Genomic DNA, 21,218 nt, shown 5'->3' with positions numbered 1-21,218 from the left:
GTCTGGGGTGCGGTTACAGCAGCCGGGCCGAAATATTTCGGGGGTGCCGTCGCTGCGGTTCGGGGGTTTTACGCCCACCGGTCCACGGGCCACCAGACTATCAGCGCCGGACGCCACCGGCTTCCGGCCACGCTCCGCGCACACACCGACACGGACACACACCGTGTCCGCCTTCTTCACCCGCTGCTCACCCGTTCGGCCCACGCAGGTTGTCCGGAGCGGCACGCGCACCGTCTACGTGCGTCGTATCCTGCTCGGACATTCGCTGCCGAGCCCGTCCGGATAACGCGGCACCACCCCCCGTCCGTAATGACCGGAACAAAGAGAGCTCGTCAGTTCGTTGAGCGATAATTGTCGTTTTGCACCCGAGCTGGGCGACTGCTTTGCCTCATCGCTCGACGAGGTATTACAACGATCCTTTGACCGCACTAACGCACCCCGGTTATTCGGGGCGACGTGGCCGTTCGACTGGAGATGCACGTGGCCGGGCGCATCGAAGACTACGCACTCATCGGAGACATGCAGACTGCCGCGCTGGTCTGCCGGGACGGCACAGTGGACTGGCTGTGCCTTCCCCGCTTCGACTCGCACGCCATCTTCGCCGGTCTGCTGGGCACCGAGGACCACGGCTTCTGGCGCCTCGGCCCCGCACATCCGGCGGGTGCCGAGCCGCCCACGGCGACCCGCCGCGGCTACCGGGGCGACTCCCTGATCCTGGAGTCCGAGTGGGACACCCCGCGCGGCACGGTCCGGGTGACCGACTTCATGCCCCCGCGTGACGGCGCCCCCCAGCTGATCCGTATCGTGGAGGGCATCTCGGGCCGCGTCCCGATGCGCTCCGCGCTGCGCATGCGGTTCTCCTACGGCCGTATCGTCCCGTGGGTGCACCGGCAGAACGGCCGTACGGTCGCGATGGCGGGCCCCGACTCCGTCTGGTTCGACACGGGCACCGAGACCTACGGCAAGGCCCTGACGACCTACGCGGACTTCACCGTCGCACCGGGCGACCGGATCGCGTTCACGGTGTCCTGGCAGCCCTCCCACAAGGAGCCGCCGCCGCTGCCGGAGCCGGAGCAGTCCCTGGAGAACACCGAGGAGTTCTGGCGCGACTGGGTCGCCCAGTGCACCTACCACGGCCCCTACCGCGAGCCCGTGGTGCGCTCCCTGATCACCCTGAAGGCCCTCACCTACGCCCCGACCGGCGGCATCGTCGCCGCGCCCACCACCTCCCTCCCGGAGGACATCGGCGGCGTGCGCAACTGGGACTACCGCTACACCTGGCTGCGCGACGCGGCGATCACCCTGTCCTCGCTGCTGCGCACCGGCTACCGCGAAGAGGCCCGCGCCTGGCGCGAGTGGCTGCTGCGGTCCGTCGCCGGCGACCCCGAGAACCTCCAGATCATGTACGGCATCGCCGGTGAGCGGGAGCTGGGCGAGGCCGAGCTGGACTGGCTGCCCGGCTACGAGAACTCCTCCCCGGTCCGGGTCGGCAACGGCGCAGCGCACCAGCTCCAGCTGGACGTGTACGGCGAGGTCACCGAGGCCCTGCACCTGGCCCACATGACCGGCCTGGCCCGCAACGACTACGCCTCGCTGCTCCAGCTGAAGCTCATCCGCTACCTGGAGAAGCACTGGGACGAGCCCGACGAGGGCATCTGGGAGGTGCGCGGCCCGCGCCGCCACTTCGTGCACTCCAAGGTGATGGCCTGGGTCGCGGTCGACCGCACGATCAAGCTGATCGAGTCGGGCGACGCGCACGGCCCGCTGGAGCAGTGGCGCGAGCTGCGCGACGACATCCACCGGGACGTGTGCGAGAAGGGTTACGACAAGGAGCGCAACACCTTCACGCAGTCCTACGGCTCCCTGGAGCTGGACGCCTCTCTGCTGCTGATCCCGCAGATGGGCTTCCTGCCGCCGGACGACAAGCGGGTCATCGGCACCATCGAGGCCATCCAGCGCGAGCTGTCCACCTCGGACGGCTTCATCCTGCGCTACCCGACCCAGGGCGGCGACGAGGGCGTCGACGGCCTCTCCGGCGACGAGGGCGCCTTCCTCGCGTGTTCGTTCTGGATGGCGGACGACCTCGCGATGATCGGCCGGGTCGACGAGGCACGCCGGCTGTTCGAGAAGCTGCTGGCGCTCCGCAACGACCTGGGGCTGCTGGCCGAGGAGTGGGACCCGCGTCTGAAGCGCCAGGTGGGCAATTTCCCGCAGGCTTTCAGCCATGTTCCGCTGATCGACACAGCGCTGCGGCTGACCGCCTCGGGCGCGTACGGGGGCTGACCGCCTCCGGCGCGTACGGGGGCTGACCGCCTCCGGCGCGTACGGGGGCTGACCGCCTCCGGCGCGTACGGGGGCTGACCGCCTCGGGCGCGTACGGACGGGGGCTGACCGCCTCGGGCGCGTACGGGGGCTGACCGCCTCCGGCGCGTACGGGGGCTGAGCGGCCTGTGCTTCCGGGCGTCGGCGCTGACGGTTCCGGGCGTCGGCGCTGACGGTCGGTGGTCACGTGCGGGCTCGTCGTGGCTGGTCGCGCAGTTCCCCGCGCCCCTTGGAGGGGGTGACCGTCTGCGTGTGCCTGCGGGTGCGTGGGGGTTGGTCGCGCCCACGCGGCGGAGCCGCCTGTCGATGCAGCCCGCGCCCCTGCCTACGTTTCCCCCGTCGTACCGGGGATGTCCATCCGGGCAGGTGCGAGGATAGCGTCCGTGCATGGACAGCGGATCGGGTGCCTCGGGCACTGACGGCGGCGCGCGGGGCGGCGGGACGGGGATCACCGTACGGCGGGCGCTGGAACTGCCCGGGCTGCGCGGCGGGCTCCCGGAGATCCTGGCGGGGGCCGACCGGCTTGGGCGCTCCGTGCGCTGGGTGCACGCGGGCGAGGTCCCGAACATCGCCTCCCTGCTCAAGGGCGGCGAGCTGCTGCTGACCACCGGGTACGGCCTGGGGACGCGTCCGGCCGAGCAGCGGGCGTTCGTCCGTACCCTCGCCGAGCGCAATATCGCGGCCCTGGTGATCGAGCTGGGCCCGCGTTTCACCCGGCTGCCCGCGGCCCTGGTGGAGACGGCGCGGGCGACGGGTCTTCCGCTGGTCCAGCTGCACCGTGAGGTGCCGTTCGTGGCGGTCACGGAGGAGATCCACACCGAGATCGTCAACGGCCACTACGCGCTGCTCCAGCGGGCGGAGGAGGTGCACCGGCGCTGCACCGAGGCCCTGCTCGGCGGGGGCGGGGTGCCGCAGGTGCTGGGCATCCTGGCGGACTTCGGCGGCAACCCGGTGTTCCTGGAGACACCCGTCGGCCGCCTTCTGTACGCCGCCGGGTCCGGGCCGGAGGGTGCGGATCCGCTCCAGGTGTGGGAGGGGCTGCGCGGCCCGCACAAGGACGCGCCGCCGCCCGCGGGCTCGGTGCTGGTGGATGTGCCGGGCGGGGGCGCGGGCGCCGGTTCGGTGCGGGCACGTCTCGTGCTGCTGCCGGTGTGTGCTCCGCTGGCTCCGGTGCACCGGATGGCCGCCGAGCGGGCGGCGGGGATCCTGGCCGTGGTGCTGATGCAGGCGCGCCAGGAGGAGGAGCTGGCGGCCCGCGGCAGGGGCGACTTCCTCACCGACCTCGCCGAGGGCCGTGTCACGGCGGAGGACGCCCCGGCGCAGGCCCGCGTGCTGGGTTTCAAGCCGGGCGACGGCACGCCTCTGCTGCCGGTCGTCATGCATCTCGGCGACCCGCTCTCGCCGGGCGGCGGCTGGGCGGTGCTGGCGCGGGCGGTGGCGGAGGAGCTGGCGTCGGTGGGCGTCCCGGTGCTGCTGGGGGTGCGGCCGGTGGAGGGGCGGGTGCCGCTGCTGGTGGGGCTGCGGTCGGAGCCGGACCGGGCGGCGGTCGCGGACCGGGTCGCGGCGGCGCTGCGGGCGGGCGTGGAGCGTGCCGGGATGCGGCGGCCGGGGACTCCCGCACCGGTCGTGGTGGTCGGCGTCGCGGGCGGCTGGACGGCGGCGTCGGCGGGGCTGCGGCACGCGGCGGAGACGGCGACCGCGGCGCAGGGGCTGCCGGAGCGGCCCTGGTACGACGCCCGGCGCCTCGACATCGACCTGCTGCTGTGGCGGCTGCGCGACCACCCGGACCTGGCGGCCTTCGTGGACCGGGCGATCGGCCCGCTCCACGACCACGACCGGCGCGGCAGGCCCCCGCTCCTGCCCACCCTGGAGACCTATCTGGCCCACGCGGGCCGCAAGGCGGAGACGGCGCGTGAGCTCCATCTCAACCGCCAGACCCTTTACAACCGCCTGGCCCGGATCACCGACCTCCTGGGCACCGACCTGGACGACCCGCAGACAGTTCTGGCCCTGAGTCTGGCCCTGAGGGCGCGCAGGCATGTCCCTTAGGGCGTGTTTCGAAAGTCCCGCCTGCCCTGCGACGCCTGGCACGCACGCTCGCTGTGTTGTCGGGATCGCCCACGTACCCCAGTACGAGGGCGACCCTCCGCCTTGCGATCGCACGCACCAGACGCCGCAGGGCCCGCCCTTCGGGCGGTCGGCGCTACTTTCGAAACACGCCCTAGGGCCTGTGGGGCCTCCGGGCAGCGCCGTCAGGGCAGCAGGCGGGGCAGGGTCAACTCGTCGTAGACGCTGAGGACTTGGGCCACCGTCTCGTCCTCGGTCGGCCAGTCGGCGGTCTGCCGGGTGCCCTTGTCGCGGAGCAGTTCGCGGCGTCCGGGGTCGCCCAGCAGGCGTACGACGGCGTCGGCGAGCGCTCGCGCGTTGCCGTACGGGACGAGTTCGGCCGCGTCGCCCACCAGGTCGGGGATGCCCCCGACGGCGGTGGCGACGAGCGGGACGCGGGCGTGCAGGGCCTCCTGGGCGAGCGGGGAGCGGGGCTCCCAGCGGCTCGGCAGCACCGCCAGGTCCGCGGCGGCCAGCAGGTCGGCCGGGTCGTCGCGGTGCCCGATGAGTCGGACGGGCAGTTCCTCGTCCTCGATCTGCCGCTGGAGAACCGGCCGCAGCGGCCCCTCCCCGGCCACGACGAGCAGCGGCACGGGGTCGAGGCGGCACCAGGCGCGTGAGGCGTCCAGCAGGACGTCATGGCCCCGGTGCGGTTCGAGAGGGCCGACCGAGATGAGCAACGGCCGTTCGGTGGCGCCGAGTTCGGCGCGCAGCTTGGGGCCGGAACCGTCGGGGTCGGCGGCATCGGCGGGGCGGGCGGTCCGTCGGCTGCCCGGCAGGGCCACGGCGGCGAGGCGGGCGTCGCGTGCGCCGCGCCTGCGGGCCCGGTCCACCAGGTCGGAGGTGGAACCCAGCACCACTGTGGCCGACTTGACGACCTGTCGCTCCAGCAGCCGCAGCAGATGCGCCCGTGCCCCTTCCGCGTGCGTGCGGTGGTGCCAGGTGACGACGAGCGGGGTGTGCCTGCCGCCGAGGGCGAGGGCGGCGCGGAAGGAGGCGTGCAGCCCGTGCGCGTGGACCAGGTCGGCTTCCTTGCAGGCGTCCCGCAGCACCGTCAGGGCCGTGGGGTCGCTGCTGCGCGGCACGTGCACATGCTCGGCGCCGACGCCCGTGAAGCCGTAGGCCTGTTCGGTCTCGGCAGGGGCGGCGATCTTGACCCGCACGCCCCGTGCCACGAGCCCGGACGCCAGGGACCGCACATGTGCGCAGCTTCCGGCGTTGCCTCCGCCCAGCACCTGCACGGTGCGCAGCGGCGCGGCGCCGGGCAACGGGTGGCTGCTCACGTGGCTCACGTGGCCGGGGCTCCTGGTTCGGTTCGGCTGTCGGTTCGGCTGTCGGTTCGGCTTCAGGCGGTGACAGGACGACACACCGACCGTATCGCTCGGCGTCGGTGCCGCTCGCTCCGCATGTGTACTGCGTGCTACGTCAAGGATGCCAGCACGCACGGGTGTTCCGGGAACTCCGAACGGCTGAGAACCCGTACGAATGCGAACATCGAGCCGGAGGACTCACTCGTACGAGTGACTGTCCGTGACGCCTAGGGCCTGTCGTCAAGTTCCCGTCGTCCGCCCGAAGGGCGGGCCCGGCGGCGTCTGGTGCGTGCGATCGCAAGGCGCCGGAGCGCCCTCGCGGGGTCCCCCCTGCTCGAGCGAAGCCGAGAGCTTGGGGGAGGAGCCACGTGGGCGCTCCGGCAACGCCGCCGGGGGCACCCCTGCTCGCAGAGCTTGGGGGAGTGCGTGCCAGGCGTCGCCGGGCAGGCGGGAACTTGACGACAGGCCCTAAGGGCCCGTTGCACGCCCCATGGAGCCCGCGCGCCGACCCCCGTGACAAACCTCACGGCAGCCACGGCGAAAGGCCGCTGGGGAACCCGGACGGCTTGGCCGCCGCCGTCACTTGATCGCCCCACACCGCTGCCGCCACAACCGCCACGGCATGGGCCAGCAGCCCCGCACGCCCGCTGCTCGCGACGATGGACACGCCGAGAAGTGCGCCCAGGGCGTGCGCCCCGGTGTCGCCGAGCATCGTGCGCTCCCCCAGATCGCCGGGCAGCACGGCGGCAGCGGCCCCCGCCGCCACCGCGGCCGGCTCCGCCCCGGGCCCGCCCCGCAGCAGCCCCGGCACCCCGAGCGCCAGCACCGCACCGGCCGCCCTGCCCGGCCGTACGTCCACGAGGTTGACGAAGTGCGCGGCCCCCGCGACGACGACACCGGCGAGCACCCGGTCGAGGGGCCGCTCCTTCACCAGCGCCCCGGCCACCAGCGCGGCACCGGAGATCCCCGCCAACTTCACCATGCCGCTGCTGACTTGACCGTCCCGCAGCGCCGCCAGATGGGCTCGGAAGCCCCGGCGAGGGTCACCGGCCCCGGCGAAGTCGTCGTACGCCCCGCAGGCTCCGGCGGCGAGTACGGCGAACCCGGCGCCCGGGTGGACCCGCGCCGCACCCACGGCGGCCACGAAGGCCGAGGCAGCCCCCGCGCTCAACTCGACGGTCCTGCCCTCGTAGTTCGTCCGCGCCCACCGCTCACGCCCACCGGGCGCCCGGTCGCGCACGACCGCCGTCGCCGCGCGGGTCAGTGCGGTGGCTGCGAGGAAGGCGGCACCCCGGCGCGGTCGCGTGATCATGGCGCAACTGTAGGAGAGGGCGGCGGAAGAGCGTCAACGGGGGGAAATTCCCGGCGCCGTGGCCACGCACCAGCCCAGCGGAGGCAGGGACACGGTCCCGGAACCGGCGTCGACGGCGCCCTCCCCCGCGGCGTGCGCCCAGGGCGCCGCCGGGACCGAACCCGTCACGGGAGACGTACCGAAGTTGAGCCCGACGGCGACGGCGGCGCCGGTGGCGGGGTCGGTGAGCGTGTAGGTGATCAGGGCGTTGCCGAGGCTGTGGACACTGGTCGCGGCCCGCACCAGCCAGGCGTTTCGCCGACGGATGCCCACGAGCGTCTGGTGGAGCCGTTCGACGGTCAGTCCGTCGGGCCCGAGGTCCTCCGGACCGGCCGGGAACGCGGGGCGCACAGCGTCGTCCCCGCCCGCCCGGTCCTCCTTGACGCCCCGCCAGGCGCGTTCGTCGCCCGCGTACACGGACGGGATCCCGCCGACGGTGAACAGCACCGTGAGGGCGTGCGCCAGGTGCCGGGGCTCGCGCAAACGGCTGGCGATGCGGGTGACGTCGTGGTTGCCGACGAAGGTCTGCGGCGCGAAGGTGCCGAGCAGACCGTTGTGGCGCTTGAGCGCCCAGGCCAGTTCGTGCGGGTTGGTGTCGTTGAGCGAGCTCCAGATGGCCTTCCACAACTCGTACTGCGTCACGGAGTCCAGCCCGCCCTCGGTGACGTACGCGGCGTAGTCGCCGTGGATCACCTCGCCGCTGAACCACGCCTGCGGATACCGGGCGCGGACCCGGTCGGTGACGGTGCGCCAGAACTCCCGCGGGACGGCGTACGCGGCGTCCAGCCGCCAGCCGGAGACACCGCGCTCCAGCCAGTGGCCGAGGACGGCGGTGACGTGGTCGGCGACGGCGGGGTGGGCGTGGTTGAGGGCGACCAGCCGGCGGTGTCCCTCGAAGGTGCGGAAGTCGTCGCCCTCGGGGACGAACCAGTCCGCGTACGGCGACGCGGCGCCGCGTCGGACGACATCGGCGAACGGTCCGAAGGACCGGCCCACATGGTTGAAGACACCATCCAGCAGCACCCGCACCCCGCGGGCGGACGCGCGCTCGACGAGTTCGGTCAGGTCGTCCTCGGTGCCGAGGCGGGGGTCGATCCGGAAGTGGTCGACGGTGTCGTAGCCGTGCGTCTCGGCCGCGAAGACCGGGCCGAGGGCCAGGCCGTTGCAGCCGAGCCGGACCAGGTGGTCCAGCCAGTCGGCCAGGACCGGCAGACGGTGCCGCGGAGGTTCGCCCGGGGGCAGGGCCTCCCGCTCGGCACCAAGGAAGCCCAGCGGATAGACGTGCCACCAGATGGCGTGGTCGGACCAGGTCACGGAAAGCCTCCGTCAACGGGTTCGGGGCGGTCGGACGGAGTGGCCCGAGCGGTCGAAGTGGCCGGAGCGGCCCGAGCGGTCGGAGCTGTCGGAGCGACCCACGCGGTCGGCCGGTGAGTCGGCGAGGCGGTTCATCAGACGGGCCGCCAGCAGCAGCACCTGCTCCTCGGTCTCGGTCAGGTCGTCGAGGGCACCGTCGAGCCAGGCGTCGCGCTGCGCCATGTCGTGGGCGAGGGCCTTCCGGCCCTCCTCCGTCAGCTCCAGCACCCGCTGGCGTCCGTCGTGGCTGTCCCGGGTGCGGCTGACCAGGCCGTCCCGCTCCAGTTCGGCGAAGACCCGAGTCAGGGACTGCGGCTGCTGGTGGTCGGCGGCGGCCAGGGCACCGGCGGACATGGGCCCGTTGCGCCGTAGATGCGCCAGCACGCTGCTCTTGTTGATGCTGAGCCCGTCCGCCGGGCGCTCGGCGCTCATCCGTCGGGCGAGCCGGAGGACGCCCTGCCGGATCTCGGCGGCCGTACGGTCGTCCCGCCGCCCGGTGCCGACGTCCTCGTGCTGTGGCCACTGCTCTTCCATATTGTTAAGATATCACTCACTAAATCAAGGCGGATTACCGAGCAGATCACCTTAATAGCGTATCCACATGGACGGCGATCCTACGACATGCTTACTTTCCCTGCCTCGGCGCGGCGAGCCCTGCGCTTCCGTCCGACCGCCTGGCTGCACCTGCGGACGGCGACGGTGAGCATGGGCACCGTGCTGGGCACGTACGGCTGTGCGCTGCTGGTCGAGCGTCTGGCCGGCCTGCGGGTCGACAGTGTCATCGGGGCCGTCGTGGTCGCCTCGGCGCTCGGCCGGGCCCAGCGGGCGTTCGACCGCACCGACCGGCTCCTGGTCTGCGTCGTCCTGCCCTGTGCCGCGGCCGCGGGCAGCGAGCTGAGCACGCTGATCCAGCGTCACTCGACCACGGGGGACGCGGTATTCGTGCTGGGCGTGGCCGGGGCGATCTGGATCCGCCGGTTCGGGATGCGCGCCGCACGCGCCGGGACACTGATCGTCCTGCCGCTGATCGCCGTGCTCGTGACACCCCCCGGCGTCCCGTCCGCCGACGGCCACGCGGGCACCGGCTGGGCGGCGCTCACCGCGCTCGTCGCGGTCGTCTGGGGAACCGTCCTGAGCTGGGCCGCCCACACCACCGGGTTCGTTCCCGCGCCTCCGCCGGCCTGGGTGGTCAAGGCACCGGCCCGCAGCCGCCCGGGCATGGCACCCAGCACCCGGATGGCCGCGCAGACGGCGGTCGCCCTGACGGCGGCGTTCGTGACCGGCCGGAACGTCTGGCCGGACCACTGGGCCTGGGTGGTGCTCACCGCGTTCCTCGTCGGCAGCGGCGCGCGCAGCCGCGGGGACGTCCTGGTGAAGGGCGCCTGGCGAACGGCGGGCGCCGCGGTCGGGACGCTGGTGGCCGGCGCCCTCTCCGGGTCCGTCGGGCCGCACTCGGACAGCGCCGTGGTCGTGATGTTCGGTGTCCTCGCCGTGGCGACCTGGCTGCGGGAGCTGAGTTACGCCTACTGGGCCGCCTGTGTCACCGCGGTGCTGTCGCTGCTCTACGACTGGTTCGGGCAGAGCCCGGGAGACCTGCTGGACACCCGCCTGGCGGGCATCGCCGTCGGTGCCGTCATCGGTCTCGCGGCGTCCTGGCTCGTCCTGCCGGTCCGTACGGCGGCCGTGGCACGCGCCCGCACCGCCGCCGCACTGGCCGAACTGGGCGAGTTGCTCGGGGCGGACTGGCGCGACGAGCACGCGATACGCCGGGCAGGGGCGCGCTTCACCCACGCCTTGGACCAACTGACCATCGCGACGGCACCGCTACGAGTCCTGGCCGCCGTGCCGGTGCCCCACGGAAGGAACAACGAGGCCCTACAAGCCTGCACAGCCCTACGGGCCTGCACCACCCCGGCAGCCACCCTGACCACCGCCGTCCTCTCCTCCCCGGCCGCCCTCTCCACCGACCCGACGGTGACCCACCACCGCACCCGAACCGCGGCCCGAACCGCTTCGATCCGCCGAGCCATAGCCAGACGCCCCCAGCCCCCGACCACCCAGGCCCACCCCCTGCAGCCCCCCACCACCCCCACAACCACCACCGGGACGGCCCTGACAGCAATAACCCAGCTGGACACCCAACTGACGACCCTGTCCGCCCTCTTCCCCCCGCTTCTCAATCGCCGGAGGGGCTAATTCCAGCCCGTCCGGCGTTCGATGACGAGGCCCGAAGGGCCGATATGGGGGGTCTGGGGGCACAGCCCCCAGGGACGGGAACGGGAAGGGGCGGCGGGGACGAAAACACCCGGGCGAGGACCCAGGCCTCACGCACCAGAACGTCACCCCGGACCGGGTAACCGTACCGACCCCAGTCACCACTCCTTCGCCCGGCGCGCAGCCAACGCGCCGTCACGCATCCGCACGAGCCGTGGCCAGAAGCTCCTCCGCATGGGCACGGGCCGTCTCCGAATCCTCCTGCCCCGCCAGCATCCGGGAGAGTTCGCGGACGCGCTCCTCGCCCTCCAGGACCTTCACCCCGGAGCGGGTGACCGTGCCGTCGTCGGTCTTCTCGACCAGAAGCTGCCGGTCGGCGAAGGCGGCGACCTGGGGCAGATGGGTGACGACGACGACCTGCGCGCTCTTCGCGAGCCGCGCCAGGCGCCTGCCGATCTCGACGGCCGCCTTGCCGCCGACACCTGCGTCGACCTCGTCGAAGAGATACGTCGGCACCGGGTCCGTCCCGGCGAACACCACCTCGACGGCGAGCATCACGCGCGACAGCTCACCGCCGGACGCGCCCTTGGCGATCGGCCGCGGCGGGGCGCCCGGGTGCGGGGCGAGCAGCAGCTCGACCTCGTCGGTGCCCGAGGGACCGTAGGCCACCGCACGGCCGCCGACCTCGACGCCCTCGGGGTCCTCGGTCTGCCGGATGTCGAAGGACACGCGCGCGTGCGGCATGGCGAGGGAGGCAAGCTCCGCGGTCACGGCGGCGGCGAAGCGCGAGGCGGCCTCCGTACGCGCGTCGGTCAACGCCTGGGCGAGACCGCCCAATTCGGTGCGCAGCGCATCCCGTTCCGCCGTCAGCTCACCGATCCGCTCGTCGTCACCGTCGAGTTCGGTGAGCCGCAGGGCGGACCGCTCGGCCCAGGCGAGCACCGCGTCGATGTTCTCGCCGTACTTGCGGGTGAGCGCGGTCAGCGCGGCGCGCCGTTCCTCGACGGCCGCGAGCCGCAGCGGGTCGGCGTCCAGGTCGTCGGCGTAGCCCGCGAGGTCCCCGGCCACGTCGCCGAGCAGGATCCCGATCTCCCCGATCCGGTCGGCGAGGGAGGACAGCGCCGGGTCGTGGGAGCGGACGGTCTCCAGGGCCCGGTGCGCGCCCACGACGAGGGTGGTTGCGTCGATGCTCTCGGGGTCCTCGGGGTTGCCCACGAGCGCGGTGTGCGCGGCCGACGCCGCGGACGACAGCGCCTCGGCGTGCCCGAGCCGCTCCGCCTCCTCGGCCAGCTCCACGTCCTCACCGGCGCGCGGCTCGACGCCGGCGATCTCGTCGAGGCCGTAGCGGAGCATGTCGGCCTCCTGCGCCCGCTCCCGCGCGCGCGTGGTGATCTCCTCCAGCTCGGTGGAGACCGTCCGCAGCCGCCGGTACGCCTCGGTGTACTTGGCGAGCGGTACGACGACCGCGTCGCCCGCGTACCGGTCGAGTGCCTGCCGCTGGCGGGCCAGCTTCAGCAGCCCCTGCTGGTCGGTCTGGCCGTGCACGGCGACCAGTTCGTCGGCGAGGTCGGCGAGCACGCCGACGGGCACGCTGCGCCCGCCCAGATGCGCCCGCGACCGTCCCTCGGCGGAAACGGTACGGCTGATGAGCAGCGCCCCGTCGTCGAGCTCGGCGCCCGCCTCCTCGGCCCGTACGACGGCGGAGGCGCCCTCGGGCACGGCGATCCGTCCCTCGACGACCGCCTTCCCGGCGCCGATCCGCACCAGCGCCGGGTCCGCGCGCCCGCCGAGCAGCAGCCCCAGGCTGGTGACCACCATGGTCTTGCCCGCGCCCGTCTCACCCGTCACAGCGGTGAATCCGGGCGACAGCTCGACGACGGCGTCGTCGATGACTCCGAGCGACCGTATCCGCATCTCTTCCAGCACGCCCCCGACCATACGAGGTTTTCCGCGTGCTCTGCGACGCCACCCCACCCGACCGTGGGAGGCGAGCGTCGTTACCTACGGACGGATCACTCGTTGGCCGGGCCGGGTCGGGCGCTGTCCGAACACGCTCCGGACTCCCTTCGTGTCCGGGCCCGGTACAGGCCCGGTCCGGGCCCGGTACAGGCCGGGTCCAGGCCGGGTGCAGGTCCTGTCCGCCCTAGGCCTGTCGGCCCTCGTGGGGTGCCCCCCGCCACCCCGAGACCGGCAGGGCGAACTTCGCCACCAGCCGGTCCGTGAAGGAGGAGTGGTGCAGCCGCGCCAGCCGCACCGGCACGGCGCCGCGCCGTACCTCCACCCGTGCCCCCGGCGGCAGTTCGACGGTCCGGCGCCCGTCGCACCACAGCACCCCGGGCGGGATGTGCGGCAGCACCTCCACCGCGAGGACCGAGTCCGGCGAGGTCACCAGCGGCTTGGCGAACAGCGCGTGGGCGCTGATCGGCACCATCAGCAGCGCTTCGACCTCCGGCCACACCACCGGCCCGCCCGCCGAGAAGGCGTACGCGGTGGAGCCGGTCGGTGTGGACAGCACGATGCCGTCGCAGCCGAAGCCGGTCACCGGGCGGCCGTCGATCTCCAGCACGACCTCCAGCAGCTTCTCGGCACCCGCCTTCTGCACCGCCGCCTCGTTGAGCGCCCAGTCGGTGTGCACGATGTCGCCGTTGCGGTGCACGACGACATCGACGGTCATCCGCTCCTCGACCTCGTACGCCTTGGCCACCACCCGGTCGACGACCTTGTCGAGGTCGTCCCGCTCGGCCTCGGCGAGGAACCCGACCCGCCCGAGGTTGACGCCGAGCATCGGCACCCCGGAGGCACGGGCGAACTCGGCGCCGCGCAGCAGCGTGCCGTCACCGCCGAGGACGATGAGCAGCTCGCACCCGTCCAGGCACTGCGGGGTGGCCTCCTTGACGAGCTGGACCTCGTCCGGCAGCGGCAGATCGGCGGCCTCGTACTCCAGGACGCGTACGGCGATGCCGGATCTCAGCAGTCCCTTCACGACGAGTTCGGCGCTGCGGATCGCCGCAGGCCGGCCGGTGTGGGTGAGCAGGAAAACGGTGCGAACTCGGTTCTGTGTCAACGCGGCCCCTCCGCAACTGCGCGGTCGACGTCGGCCGGGTCCAGTTTGGAGGCCCCGGCCCGCAGCCACAGAAAGTACTCGACGTTCCCCGAGGGCCCGGGCAGGGGGCTGGCAGTCACGCCCCGCACCCCCAGCCCGAGTTCCCACGCCTTCGCGGCCACCGCCCGCACGGTCTCGGCGCGCAGCTCGGGACTGCGCACCACTCCCCCGCTGCCCAGCCGTTCCTTGCCCACCTCGAACTGCGGCTTCACCATCATCACCAGATCGGCGTCCGGCTTCACGCACCGCGCAAGGGCGGGCAGTACCAGGCCGAGCGGGATGAAGGACAGATCCCCCACGACTAGATCCACTGGCTCCCCATCGATCGCTTCGAGCGTCAACTCGCGTACGTTCGTACGGTCCTTGACGGTCACGCGTTCATCGCTCTGCAGAGACCAGGCGAGTTGTCCGTATCCGACGTCGACGGCGACGACGTGCGCGGCGCCCGCACGCAGCAGCACATCCGTGAAGCCACCGGTCGACGCACCGGCGTCCAGCGCCCTGCGCCCCTCGACGACGAGCCCCTGCGGCACGAACGCCTGCAGCGCGCCGGCGAGCTTGTGGCCGCCGCGGGAGACGTAGTCGGGATCGCCGGCGTCCTCCTGGACGACGATCGCGGCGGCCGTCTCGACCTGGGTGGCGGGCTTGGTCGCGACGGTCCTGCCGACGGTGACCCGCCCCGCGGCGATCAGCTGGCTGGCGTGCTCGCGCGAGCGCGCGAGCTTCCGGCGGACCAGCTCCGCGTCCAGACGGCGGCGTGCGACTCCTGCCACGTTCGGTTCAGCTCCTGTTCCCGTACGGCGATGAGGGTGAAGTGGGGTGTGATGGGTGTGGTGAAGAGGGATGTCAGAGGTGTCAGGGGTGTCAGGGGTGGGGTGCGGGCGAGGGACGGTTCGGGGCGGGCGCCGGAGGTCCCGGGCGGGTGTCCAGCGCGGTGAGCGCGTCGCGCAGTCCCCGGTGGACATCCTCGTACACCTCGACATGCCCGTCGGTGGTGAGGTGGTCGGCGTCGGCCAGCCGCTCCATCCGGGCGTCGACCTCGGCGTTCCCGGTAGGGGTGCGGGGCACGCCCAGCGGGACGGGACCGGCGGGCGCGTCTTCGGGTCCGACCGCCGTTTCCTGCGGTTCCTCGGTCTGCGGCGGTGTGTCGTCCATGCCCAGACGCTACCGCGAACCGCTGAGGTAACGTCGGTCGCGATGGCCACGATCGAGGAGTGCCGCGACGCACTCGAGAAGTTTTCCGACAACATGCGGGGCGCCCAGGGCGACGCCCGCGACGCCGCCGCGCTCGACCGCTCGGTGAGCTGCTACATCACCGACCTGGACGTCTGTTTCGTCGGGCGGATGACCGACGGCCGGATCGTGGTCGACGAGACCCTTCCGGGCGCCCCGCCGAGGAAGGCCCAGATCCGGCTCACCATGGCCGGCGACGACCTGCTGGCCCTGGTCGACGGCGAGCTGAACTTCGCCAAGGCCTGGGGCGGGGGCCGGGTGAAGCTGGAGGCGGGGCTGATGGACCTGTTCCGGCTCAGGAAGCTTCTGTAGCGGCGGCGGCCTGCGCCTCACTGCGGGGCGCAGGGGCCTTCGCGGCCGTACGGGCCGAACCGGCTGTACGGGCCGAACCGGCTGTACGGGCCGAACCGGCCGCCGTACGGGCCTTGCGCGCGGCCGGGACCACCAGCGGGGTGCCCGTCTCCGGGTCCTCGATGACCTGGCAGCGCAGCCCGAACACCGCCTCCACCAGCTCGGCCGTGACGATGTCGTGCGGGGCGCCCTCGGCGACGACCTCGCCGCCGCGCAGGGCGATGAGGTGGGTGGCGTAGCGGGCGGCGTGGTTGAGGTCGTGCAGCACGGCCACGAGGGTCCGCCCGTGCTCCTCGTGGAGTTCGGCGCACAGGTCGAGGACGTCGATCTGGTGCTGGATGTCGAGGTAGGTCGTCGGCTCGTCGAGCAGCAGCAGCGGGGTCTGCTGGGCGAGTGCCATCGCGATCCACACGCGTTGCCGCTGCCCGCCGGACAGCTCGTCCACGTACCGGTCGGCAAGCCGCGCCACCCCTGTACGCTCCATGGACTCCTGGACGACCCGCTCGTCCTCCGCCGACCACTGGCGCAGGATGCCCTGGTGCGGGTAGCGGCCGCGGCCGACCAGGTCGCCGACGGTGATGCCGTCCGGCGCGATCGACGACTGGGGCAGCAGCCCGAGGGTCCGGGCGACCTTCTTGGCGGGCAGCGACTGGATGACCTGCCCGTCGAGCAGCACCCGGCCCTGGCTGGGCCTGAGCATCCGCGACAGGGCGCGCAGGAGCGTCGACTTGCCGCATGCGTTCGGGCCGACGATCACCGTGAAGGAGTGGTCGGGGATCCGCACCGACAGCCGCTCGGCGATGACGCGCTGGTCGTAGGCGAGGGTGACGTCCTCGGCGGACAGGCGGTTCACAGTGCTCCTCAGGGGGTCGTGCGACGGGGGCGGTACCGGTCGGCGGCGCTCATATCCGCCCCGCCCTGCGCTCGGTCACCAGCAGCCACAGCAGATAGAGCCCGCCGAGGACACCGGTGACCACGCCGACCGGCAGCTGGTCGGCGCCGAACAGCCGCTGCGAGGCCCAGTCGGAGGCGACGAGCAGGGTGGCGCCCATGCAGAGGGAGGGCACCAGGTTGGGCCCGGGCGACCGGGTCAGCCGCCGGGCGAGCTGCGGCGCCGTCAGGGCCACGAAGCCGACGGGACCGCAGGCGGCGGTGGCGGCGGCGGTCAGCAGGACGGCCGCGCCGAGCAGCAGCAGCCGTACGCGCTCGACGCTGACACCCAGCGCGTACGACATGTCGTCGCCCATCTCCATCATCCTGAGGCCCCGGGCGTTGGCCAGCACGAGCGGGACGAGGACGGCGCACAGGGCGAGCAGCGGCCACACCTGGGTCCAGTCGCGGCCGCCCAGCGAACCGGTCATCCACACGATGGCGCGGGCCGCGTCCACGAAGTCGGCCTTGGTGATCAGATAGCCGTTGACGGCGGTGACGACGGCCGACACCCCGATGCCGACGAGGACGAGCCGGTAGCCGTGCACCCCTTGCTTCCAGGCGAGCAGATAGACGGCGAGCCCGGTCAGCAGTCCCCCGGCCAGCGCCCCGAGGGTGACGGCGGTGGCACTGCCGGAGAACAGCACGATCATCGTGAGCGCACCGGCCGTGGCGCCCTGCGAGAGGCCGAGTACGTCGGGGCTGCCCAGCGGATTGCGGGTGACCGACTGGAACAGCGCCCCGGCGAGACCTAGCGCCGCGCCGACCAGCAGGCCGACGAGGACGCGGGGCAGCCGCAGCTCACGGACGATGAACTCCTGGCCGGGGTTGCCGTCGCCCAGCAGGGTCCTGAGCACATCGCCGGCAGAGATCGGGAAGTCGCCGGTACCGATCAGGAGGACGGCGGCGGCGAGGGCGGCGAGCAGCAGCAGGGCCACAACCGCGAGCGCGCGCGGGTCGAGGCGGAAGGACAGCCCGCCGCGGGTGTGCAGGGCGCGGGCGCCCCGACCGCGGGGGCCGCGGGGGCCGCGGGGGGAGCGTTCGGGTTCGGGTTCGGTGTGGCTCTGTACGTCGGCGGTGGTCATAGCTGGGTCGTCCTCCGGCGCCGTACGAGCAGGATGAAGAACGGGCCGCCGATGATCGCGGTGACGACACCGACCTGGAGTTCGGCGGGGCGTGCGACCATCCGCCCGACGACATCGGCGCCGAGCAGCAGCACGGGCGACAGGACCGCCGCGTAGGGCAGGATCCAGCGCTGGTCGGGTCCGGTGAAGGAGCGCACGACGTGCGGGACCATCAGCCCGACGAACACGATCGGCCCGCACGCCGCGGTCGCCGCCCCGGCCAGCACGGTGGCGGCCAGCATGGCCAGCGCCCGGGTGCGGTTCAGATGGGCGCCGAGGGCGCGGGCGGTGTCGTCGCCCAGGGCCATGGCGTTGAGCGGGCGGGCGAGCAGCAGGGCGAGGACGGTGCCGACGGCCAGGAACGGCAGCACCTGCTCGACGGTCGTGCCGGTGGCCGAGGCCAGCGAGCCCACGGTCCAGAAGCGCATCCGGCCGAGCGCGGCGTCGTCGGTGATCATCACGGCTTGGAGGTAGCCGTAGAGGGCCGCGCTGATCGCCGTACCGGCCAGCGCGAGGCGCACCGGGGTGGCGCCCCGGTTGCCGCCGAGGAACCACACCAGCGCGCCGACGGCGACCGCCCCGAGGAACGCGAACCAGACATAGCCGCTGAGGCTGGTCACGCCGAGGTAGGTGATCGCCGTGACGACGGCCGCCGAGGCACCCGCGTTGATGCCGAGCAGCCCCGGGTCGGCCAGCGGATTACGGGTCAGGGCCTGGAGAACGGCCCCGGCGAGACCGAGCGCTGCGCCGGCGAGCAGCCCGAGGAAGGTGCGGGACAACCGCTCGCCGACCACCACGTCGCCGTACGTCCCCGTGTCGTGGAACAGGCCGTGCCAGACCTGCGCCAGGGACAGTTCCTTCGCGCCGATCGCGATGCTCGCCAGGGCGACGAGCACCAGGATCCCGGCGGACACCAGCAGCCCGAGGGCCCTGACCGTCCGTCGGCTCGGGGGCGCGGGGGCGGCGTCCGCGCGCTGTTCGGGAAGACCGTCGACCAACACGGAGTTAGGTTAGCCTACCCTCGCCCGCCGTATGCGGATGACCGAACCCCGGACGCCCGATCCACGGACGCCCGTTCCCGCCGACCGGCCGGGGGCAGCAATCGGCGGGAACGGGCGTCCGGCGGTCGGCGGTCGGCGTCCGGCCGTCGGCGTCCGGCGGTCGGCGTCCGGCGGTCGGCGTCCCGCGGTCGGCGTCCCGCGGTCGGCGTCCCGCGGTCGGCGTCCCGCGGTCAGCGTCCCGCGGTCAGCGTCCCGCGGTCAGCGTCCCGCGGTCAGCGTCCCGCGGTCAGCGTCCCGCGGTCGGCGGTCGGCGGTCGGCGGTCGGGCGAGGCTCAGAGCCCCAGCCGCGCCAGCGCCTTCGAACCGTCCAGCTCGCAGGAGCCCTCACCGGCCGCCGTCCAGGCCGCCGCGCACAGCGCCCGCAGCCCGTCCAGCGCCTCGCCGTCACCCTCCAGCTCCAGCCGACCGCCGGACCCGGTGACAGCCGTAGCCGTCCAGCCGCCGCAGCGGAAGCCCTCTCCGGCCGCCGTGACCTCCGGCTGGGAGGTGAGCAGCCCGCGCAGATCGGCGTCCACATACGTCGGCCGGTGCTGCGGCGGGGCCGCGAGCAGCTGGGCGCCGTCGGTGACACCGGTGAGGACGAGCAGCGAGTCGACCTCGCCGTTGAACGCGCCCTCGATGTCCGTGTCCAGCCGGTCCCCGACGACCAGCGGCCGACGGGCGCCGGTGCGCAGAATCGTCTCCCGGTGCATCGGGGGCAGCGGCTTGCCCGCCACCTGCGGCTCGGCACCGGTGGCGATCCGCACCACCTGCACCGCGGCACCGTTGCCCGGGGCGATACCGCGCCCGCTGGGGATCGTCAGATCGGTGTTGGACGCGAACCACGGCACCCCGCGCGCGATCGCATAGCTCGCCTCGGCGAAGCGGCCCCACTGGAGCTCGGGCCCGCCGTACCCCTGCACCACGGCCACCGGGTCGTCGTCGGCGGACTCAACCGGCTCCAGCCCGCGCTCCCGCAGCGCCACCCGCAGACCCTCACCGCCGACCACCAGCACCCGCGCCCCCGCCGGCACCTGCTCGCTGATCAGCCGGGCGACCGCCTGCGCGGAGGTGATGACGTCCGCCGCCGCGGCCGGTATGCCCAGCTCGGTCAGATGCGCGGCCACCGCGTCCGGCGTGCGCAGCGCGTTGTTGGTGACGTACGCGAGATGCATACCGCCCTCGCGCGCCTCCGCCAGCGACTCGACCGCGTGCACGATCGCCTCGCCCCCCGCGTACACCACCCCGTCCAGGTCGAGCAGCGCCGTGTCGTACGCCTCGCCCAGGGCCCGGCCACTGCCGTCGGGTCCCGTTCTGAGGGACCGGTTCAAGCCCTGACTCATTGCACATCGCTCCTCACCGATACACGTTCCCCGGTCCTCTTGCACCGGTTCCCCCCGATCATCCCCCATGCCCCCCATGCCACCGGCACACGTACGATGCCGGGATGAATACAGCAGGTCACTCGGAAGCAACGGAGCGCCGGGGCCTGGAACTCACGCCGTTCCGAGGTCTTCGCTATGCCCCCGGCCGGGTCGGCAGCCTGGCCGCCGTGACATCCCCGCCCTACGACGTCGTCGTACGACCCGACGGCCTGCACCATCTCCAGGACGCGGACCCGCACAACATCGTCCGTCTGATTCTCCCCGAGGCCGCCACCCCTGCCGCCCGCAACGCCCAGGCCTCCGACACCCTGCGGCGCTGGCTGGCCGAGGGCGTCCTGACGGCCGACCCCGAACCGGTCCTGTACATCTACGAGCAGCGCGACGGCGGCGGCCTGCTCCAGCGCGGCATCATCGGTGCCCTGCGCCTCTCGGAACCGTCGGAGGGCGTCGTCCTGCCCCACGAGGACGTCATGCCGCACATCGTCGCGGACCGGGCCGACCTGATGCGCGCCACCGCGGCGAACCTCGAACCCCTGCTCCTCACGTACCGCGGCAACGGCGCCGCGGACGCCACCACCGCCCTGGTGGAACGTATCGCCGAGCGCCCGCCGTTGCTGTCGACGACCACGGAGGACGGCTACTCCCACCGTCTCTGGGCAGTCACCGACCCCGCGGAGACCGCGACCGTCCAGGCGGATCTCGCCCAGCACCAGGCCCTGATCGCCGACGGCCACCACCGCTGGGCGACGTACCGGCAGCTACGCGCGGAGCACCCCTCCCCCAGCCCCTGGGACTACGGCCTGGTCCTGCTGGTCGACACCGCGCGTTATCCGCTGCGCGTCCGCGCCATCCACCGGCTGCTGCACCGTCTGCCGGTCGCGGACGCGCTCGCCGCACTCCAGGGCGTGTGCCGGGTGCGTCGTCTGGAGGTGACGCCGGCCGATGCCTTGAAGGCCCTCGGCGACGCGGCCTGCGCGGGCAACGCGTATCTCCTCGCGGGCGACGGTGCCTTCCATCTCGTCGACCGCCCCGACCCCGGCCTGCTGGCCCGCACGGTCCCGGCCGACCGCCCGGCCGCCTGGCGCACCCTCGACGCCACGGTGCTGCACGCCGCGCTCCTGGCCCACGTCTGGCACGTTCCGGAGGACTCCCCCGAACACATCGCCTACATCCACGACACCGCCGCGACGGTCAGGAAGGCCGAACGCGACGGCGGTACGGCGGTGCTGATGCACCCGGTCCACGAGGACGTCGTACGCCATCTGGCCCGACAGGGCGTCACCATGCCCCGCAAGTCGACGTCGTTCGGGCCGAAGCCGGCCTCGGGGCTGGTGCTGCGGGGGCTGGAGATCTGAGGAGGGCGAAGGGGAACGAGGAAGGGGGGAAGGGAGCCCGA

Annotated in this window: 17 protein-coding genes; 5 read left to right on the top strand and 12 right to left on the bottom strand. The window is 73.2% G+C overall.

Annotated features, from left to right (window positions below):
• The first annotated feature begins 480 nt into the window (after nt 1–480).
• Both ACSYGN_RS32240 and ACSYGN_RS32235 read left to right on the top strand, forming a co-directional pair.
• Nucleotides 481–2,283 (top strand): glycoside hydrolase family 15 protein, encoded by a 1,803-nt coding sequence (locus ACSYGN_RS32240; protein ID WP_460403871.1) that lies wholly within the window; start codon nt 481–483, stop codon nt 2,281–2,283.
• Nucleotides 2,284–2,709: 426 nt separating this feature from the next.
• Entirely contained in the window at nt 2,710–4,371 is a 1,662-nt protein-coding gene (locus tag ACSYGN_RS32235; protein ID WP_460401879.1) for a PucR family transcriptional regulator, read from the top strand.
• 203 nt (nt 4,372–4,574) lie between these two features.
• On the opposite strand, the gene ACSYGN_RS32230 is transcribed toward ACSYGN_RS32235, so the two are convergent.
• From ACSYGN_RS32230 to ACSYGN_RS32215, 4 genes are all read right to left on the bottom strand, one after another.
• Nucleotides 4,575–5,720, bottom strand: coding sequence for a glycosyltransferase family 4 protein (locus ACSYGN_RS32230; RefSeq protein WP_460401877.1), 1,146 nt, complete (start codon nt 5,718–5,720; stop codon nt 4,575–4,577).
• A gap of 541 nt (nt 5,721–6,261) precedes the next feature.
• Nucleotides 6,262–7,050, bottom strand: coding sequence for a hypothetical protein (locus ACSYGN_RS32225; protein ID WP_460401875.1), 789 nt, complete (start codon nt 7,048–7,050; stop codon nt 6,262–6,264).
• A gap of 33 nt (nt 7,051–7,083) precedes the next feature.
• Complete coding sequence (locus ACSYGN_RS32220; RefSeq protein WP_460401873.1) at nt 7,084–8,403, bottom strand: alpha-amylase family protein; 1,320 nt, start codon at nt 8,401–8,403, stop codon at nt 7,084–7,086.
• Between the two features lie 12 nt (nt 8,404–8,415).
• On the bottom strand, nt 8,416–8,976 hold the full coding sequence (locus ACSYGN_RS32215; protein ID WP_460401871.1) for a MarR family winged helix-turn-helix transcriptional regulator: 561 nt from the start codon (nt 8,974–8,976) through the stop codon (nt 8,416–8,418).
• Nucleotides 8,977–9,063: 87 nt separating this feature from the next.
• Here ACSYGN_RS32215 and ACSYGN_RS32210 point away from each other — a divergent pair, with 87 nt between their 5' ends.
• Nucleotides 9,064–10,638, top strand: coding sequence for an FUSC family protein (locus tag ACSYGN_RS32210; protein WP_460401869.1), 1,575 nt, complete (start codon nt 9,064–9,066; stop codon nt 10,636–10,638).
• A gap of 213 nt (nt 10,639–10,851) precedes the next feature.
• Here the strand turns inward: ACSYGN_RS32210 and recN are convergent, their stop codons facing one another.
• From recN to ACSYGN_RS32190, 4 genes are all read right to left on the bottom strand, one after another.
• Nucleotides 10,852–12,594, bottom strand: a complete 1,743-nt coding sequence (gene recN, locus ACSYGN_RS32205) for a DNA repair protein RecN (RefSeq protein ID WP_460401867.1) — start codon at nt 12,592–12,594, stop codon at nt 10,852–10,854.
• A gap of 205 nt (nt 12,595–12,799) precedes the next feature.
• Entirely contained in the window at nt 12,800–13,720 is a 921-nt protein-coding gene (locus ACSYGN_RS32200) for an NAD kinase (protein ID WP_460401865.1), read from the bottom strand.
• Entirely contained in the window at nt 13,717–14,532 is an 816-nt protein-coding gene (locus ACSYGN_RS32195) for a TlyA family RNA methyltransferase (protein WP_460401863.1), read from the bottom strand. The genes ACSYGN_RS32200 and ACSYGN_RS32195 overlap by 4 nt, the downstream gene beginning before the upstream one ends.
• Nucleotides 14,533–14,623: 91 nt before the next feature.
• A complete protein-coding gene (locus ACSYGN_RS32190) occupies nt 14,624–14,914 on the bottom strand; it encodes a hypothetical protein (RefSeq protein ID WP_460401861.1) in 291 nt (96 codons plus the stop codon).
• Nucleotides 14,915–14,956: 42 nt separating this feature from the next.
• Here ACSYGN_RS32190 and ACSYGN_RS32185 point away from each other — a divergent pair, with 42 nt between their 5' ends.
• The gene (locus ACSYGN_RS32185; RefSeq protein WP_460401859.1) at nt 14,957–15,304 is read left to right on the top strand and encodes a sterol-binding protein; all 348 of its coding nucleotides are present in this window, start codon (nt 14,957–14,959) and stop codon (nt 15,302–15,304) included.
• Here ACSYGN_RS32185 and ACSYGN_RS32180 read toward each other — a convergent pair.
• From ACSYGN_RS32180 to ACSYGN_RS32165, 4 genes are all read right to left on the bottom strand, one after another.
• Nucleotides 15,288–16,208, bottom strand: a complete 921-nt coding sequence (locus ACSYGN_RS32180; RefSeq protein WP_460403869.1) for an ABC transporter ATP-binding protein — start codon at nt 16,206–16,208, stop codon at nt 15,288–15,290. The two genes, ACSYGN_RS32185 and ACSYGN_RS32180, sit on opposite strands and share 17 nt — an antisense overlap.
• A 37-nt stretch (nt 16,209–16,245) precedes the next feature.
• Nucleotides 16,246–17,358, bottom strand: coding sequence for a FecCD family ABC transporter permease (locus ACSYGN_RS32175; protein WP_460401857.1), 1,113 nt, complete (start codon nt 17,356–17,358; stop codon nt 16,246–16,248).
• Nucleotides 17,355–18,398: a FecCD family ABC transporter permease gene (locus ACSYGN_RS32170; protein WP_460401855.1), complete on the bottom strand. Its 1,044-nt coding sequence runs from the start codon at nt 18,396–18,398 to the stop codon at nt 17,355–17,357. Before ACSYGN_RS32170 ends, ACSYGN_RS32175 begins: the two co-directional genes overlap by 4 nt.
• Nucleotides 18,399–18,730: 332 nt before the next feature.
• Nucleotides 18,731–19,768, bottom strand: a complete 1,038-nt coding sequence (locus ACSYGN_RS32165; RefSeq protein ID WP_460403867.1) for an HAD hydrolase-like protein — start codon at nt 19,766–19,768, stop codon at nt 18,731–18,733.
• Between the two features lie 116 nt (nt 19,769–19,884).
• Between ACSYGN_RS32165 and ACSYGN_RS32160 the strand changes: the two genes are divergently transcribed.
• Nucleotides 19,885–21,177, top strand: coding sequence for a DUF1015 family protein (locus tag ACSYGN_RS32160; RefSeq protein ID WP_460401853.1), 1,293 nt, complete (start codon nt 19,885–19,887; stop codon nt 21,175–21,177).
• Nucleotides 21,178–21,218 lie beyond the last annotated feature (41 nt).

The sequence above is a fragment of the Streptomyces sp. YIM S03343 genome, from assembly GCF_054729195.1.
Note: the sequence above shows the minus strand (reverse complement) of the source record. Positions and strands in the feature narration are given on the sequence as shown.

Excerpts from the sequence above, each read along its gene's own strand:
- ACSYGN_RS32235 (WP_460401879.1), top strand. The coding sequence starts at position 2,710 with ATGGACAGCGGATCGGGTGCCTCGGGCACTGACGGCGGCGCGCGGGGC.
- ACSYGN_RS32225 (WP_460401875.1), bottom strand. The coding sequence starts at position 7,050 with ATGATCACGCGACCGCGCCGGGGTGCCGCCTTCCTCGCAGCCACCGCA.
- ACSYGN_RS32215 (WP_460401871.1), bottom strand. The coding sequence starts at position 8,976 with ATGGAAGAGCAGTGGCCACAGCACGAGGACGTCGGCACCGGGCGGCGG.
- ACSYGN_RS32210 (WP_460401869.1), top strand. The coding sequence starts at position 9,064 with ATGCTTACTTTCCCTGCCTCGGCGCGGCGAGCCCTGCGCTTCCGTCCG.
- recN (WP_460401867.1), bottom strand. The coding sequence starts at position 12,594 with ATGGTCGGGGGCGTGCTGGAAGAGATGCGGATACGGTCGCTCGGAGTC.
- ACSYGN_RS32190 (WP_460401861.1), bottom strand. The coding sequence starts at position 14,914 with ATGGACGACACACCGCCGCAGACCGAGGAACCGCAGGAAACGGCGGTC.
- ACSYGN_RS32185 (WP_460401859.1), top strand. The coding sequence starts at position 14,957 with ATGGCCACGATCGAGGAGTGCCGCGACGCACTCGAGAAGTTTTCCGAC.
- ACSYGN_RS32175 (WP_460401857.1), bottom strand. The coding sequence starts at position 17,358 with ATGACCACCGCCGACGTACAGAGCCACACCGAACCCGAACCCGAACGC.
- ACSYGN_RS32160 (WP_460401853.1), top strand. The coding sequence starts at position 19,885 with ATGAATACAGCAGGTCACTCGGAAGCAACGGAGCGCCGGGGCCTGGAA.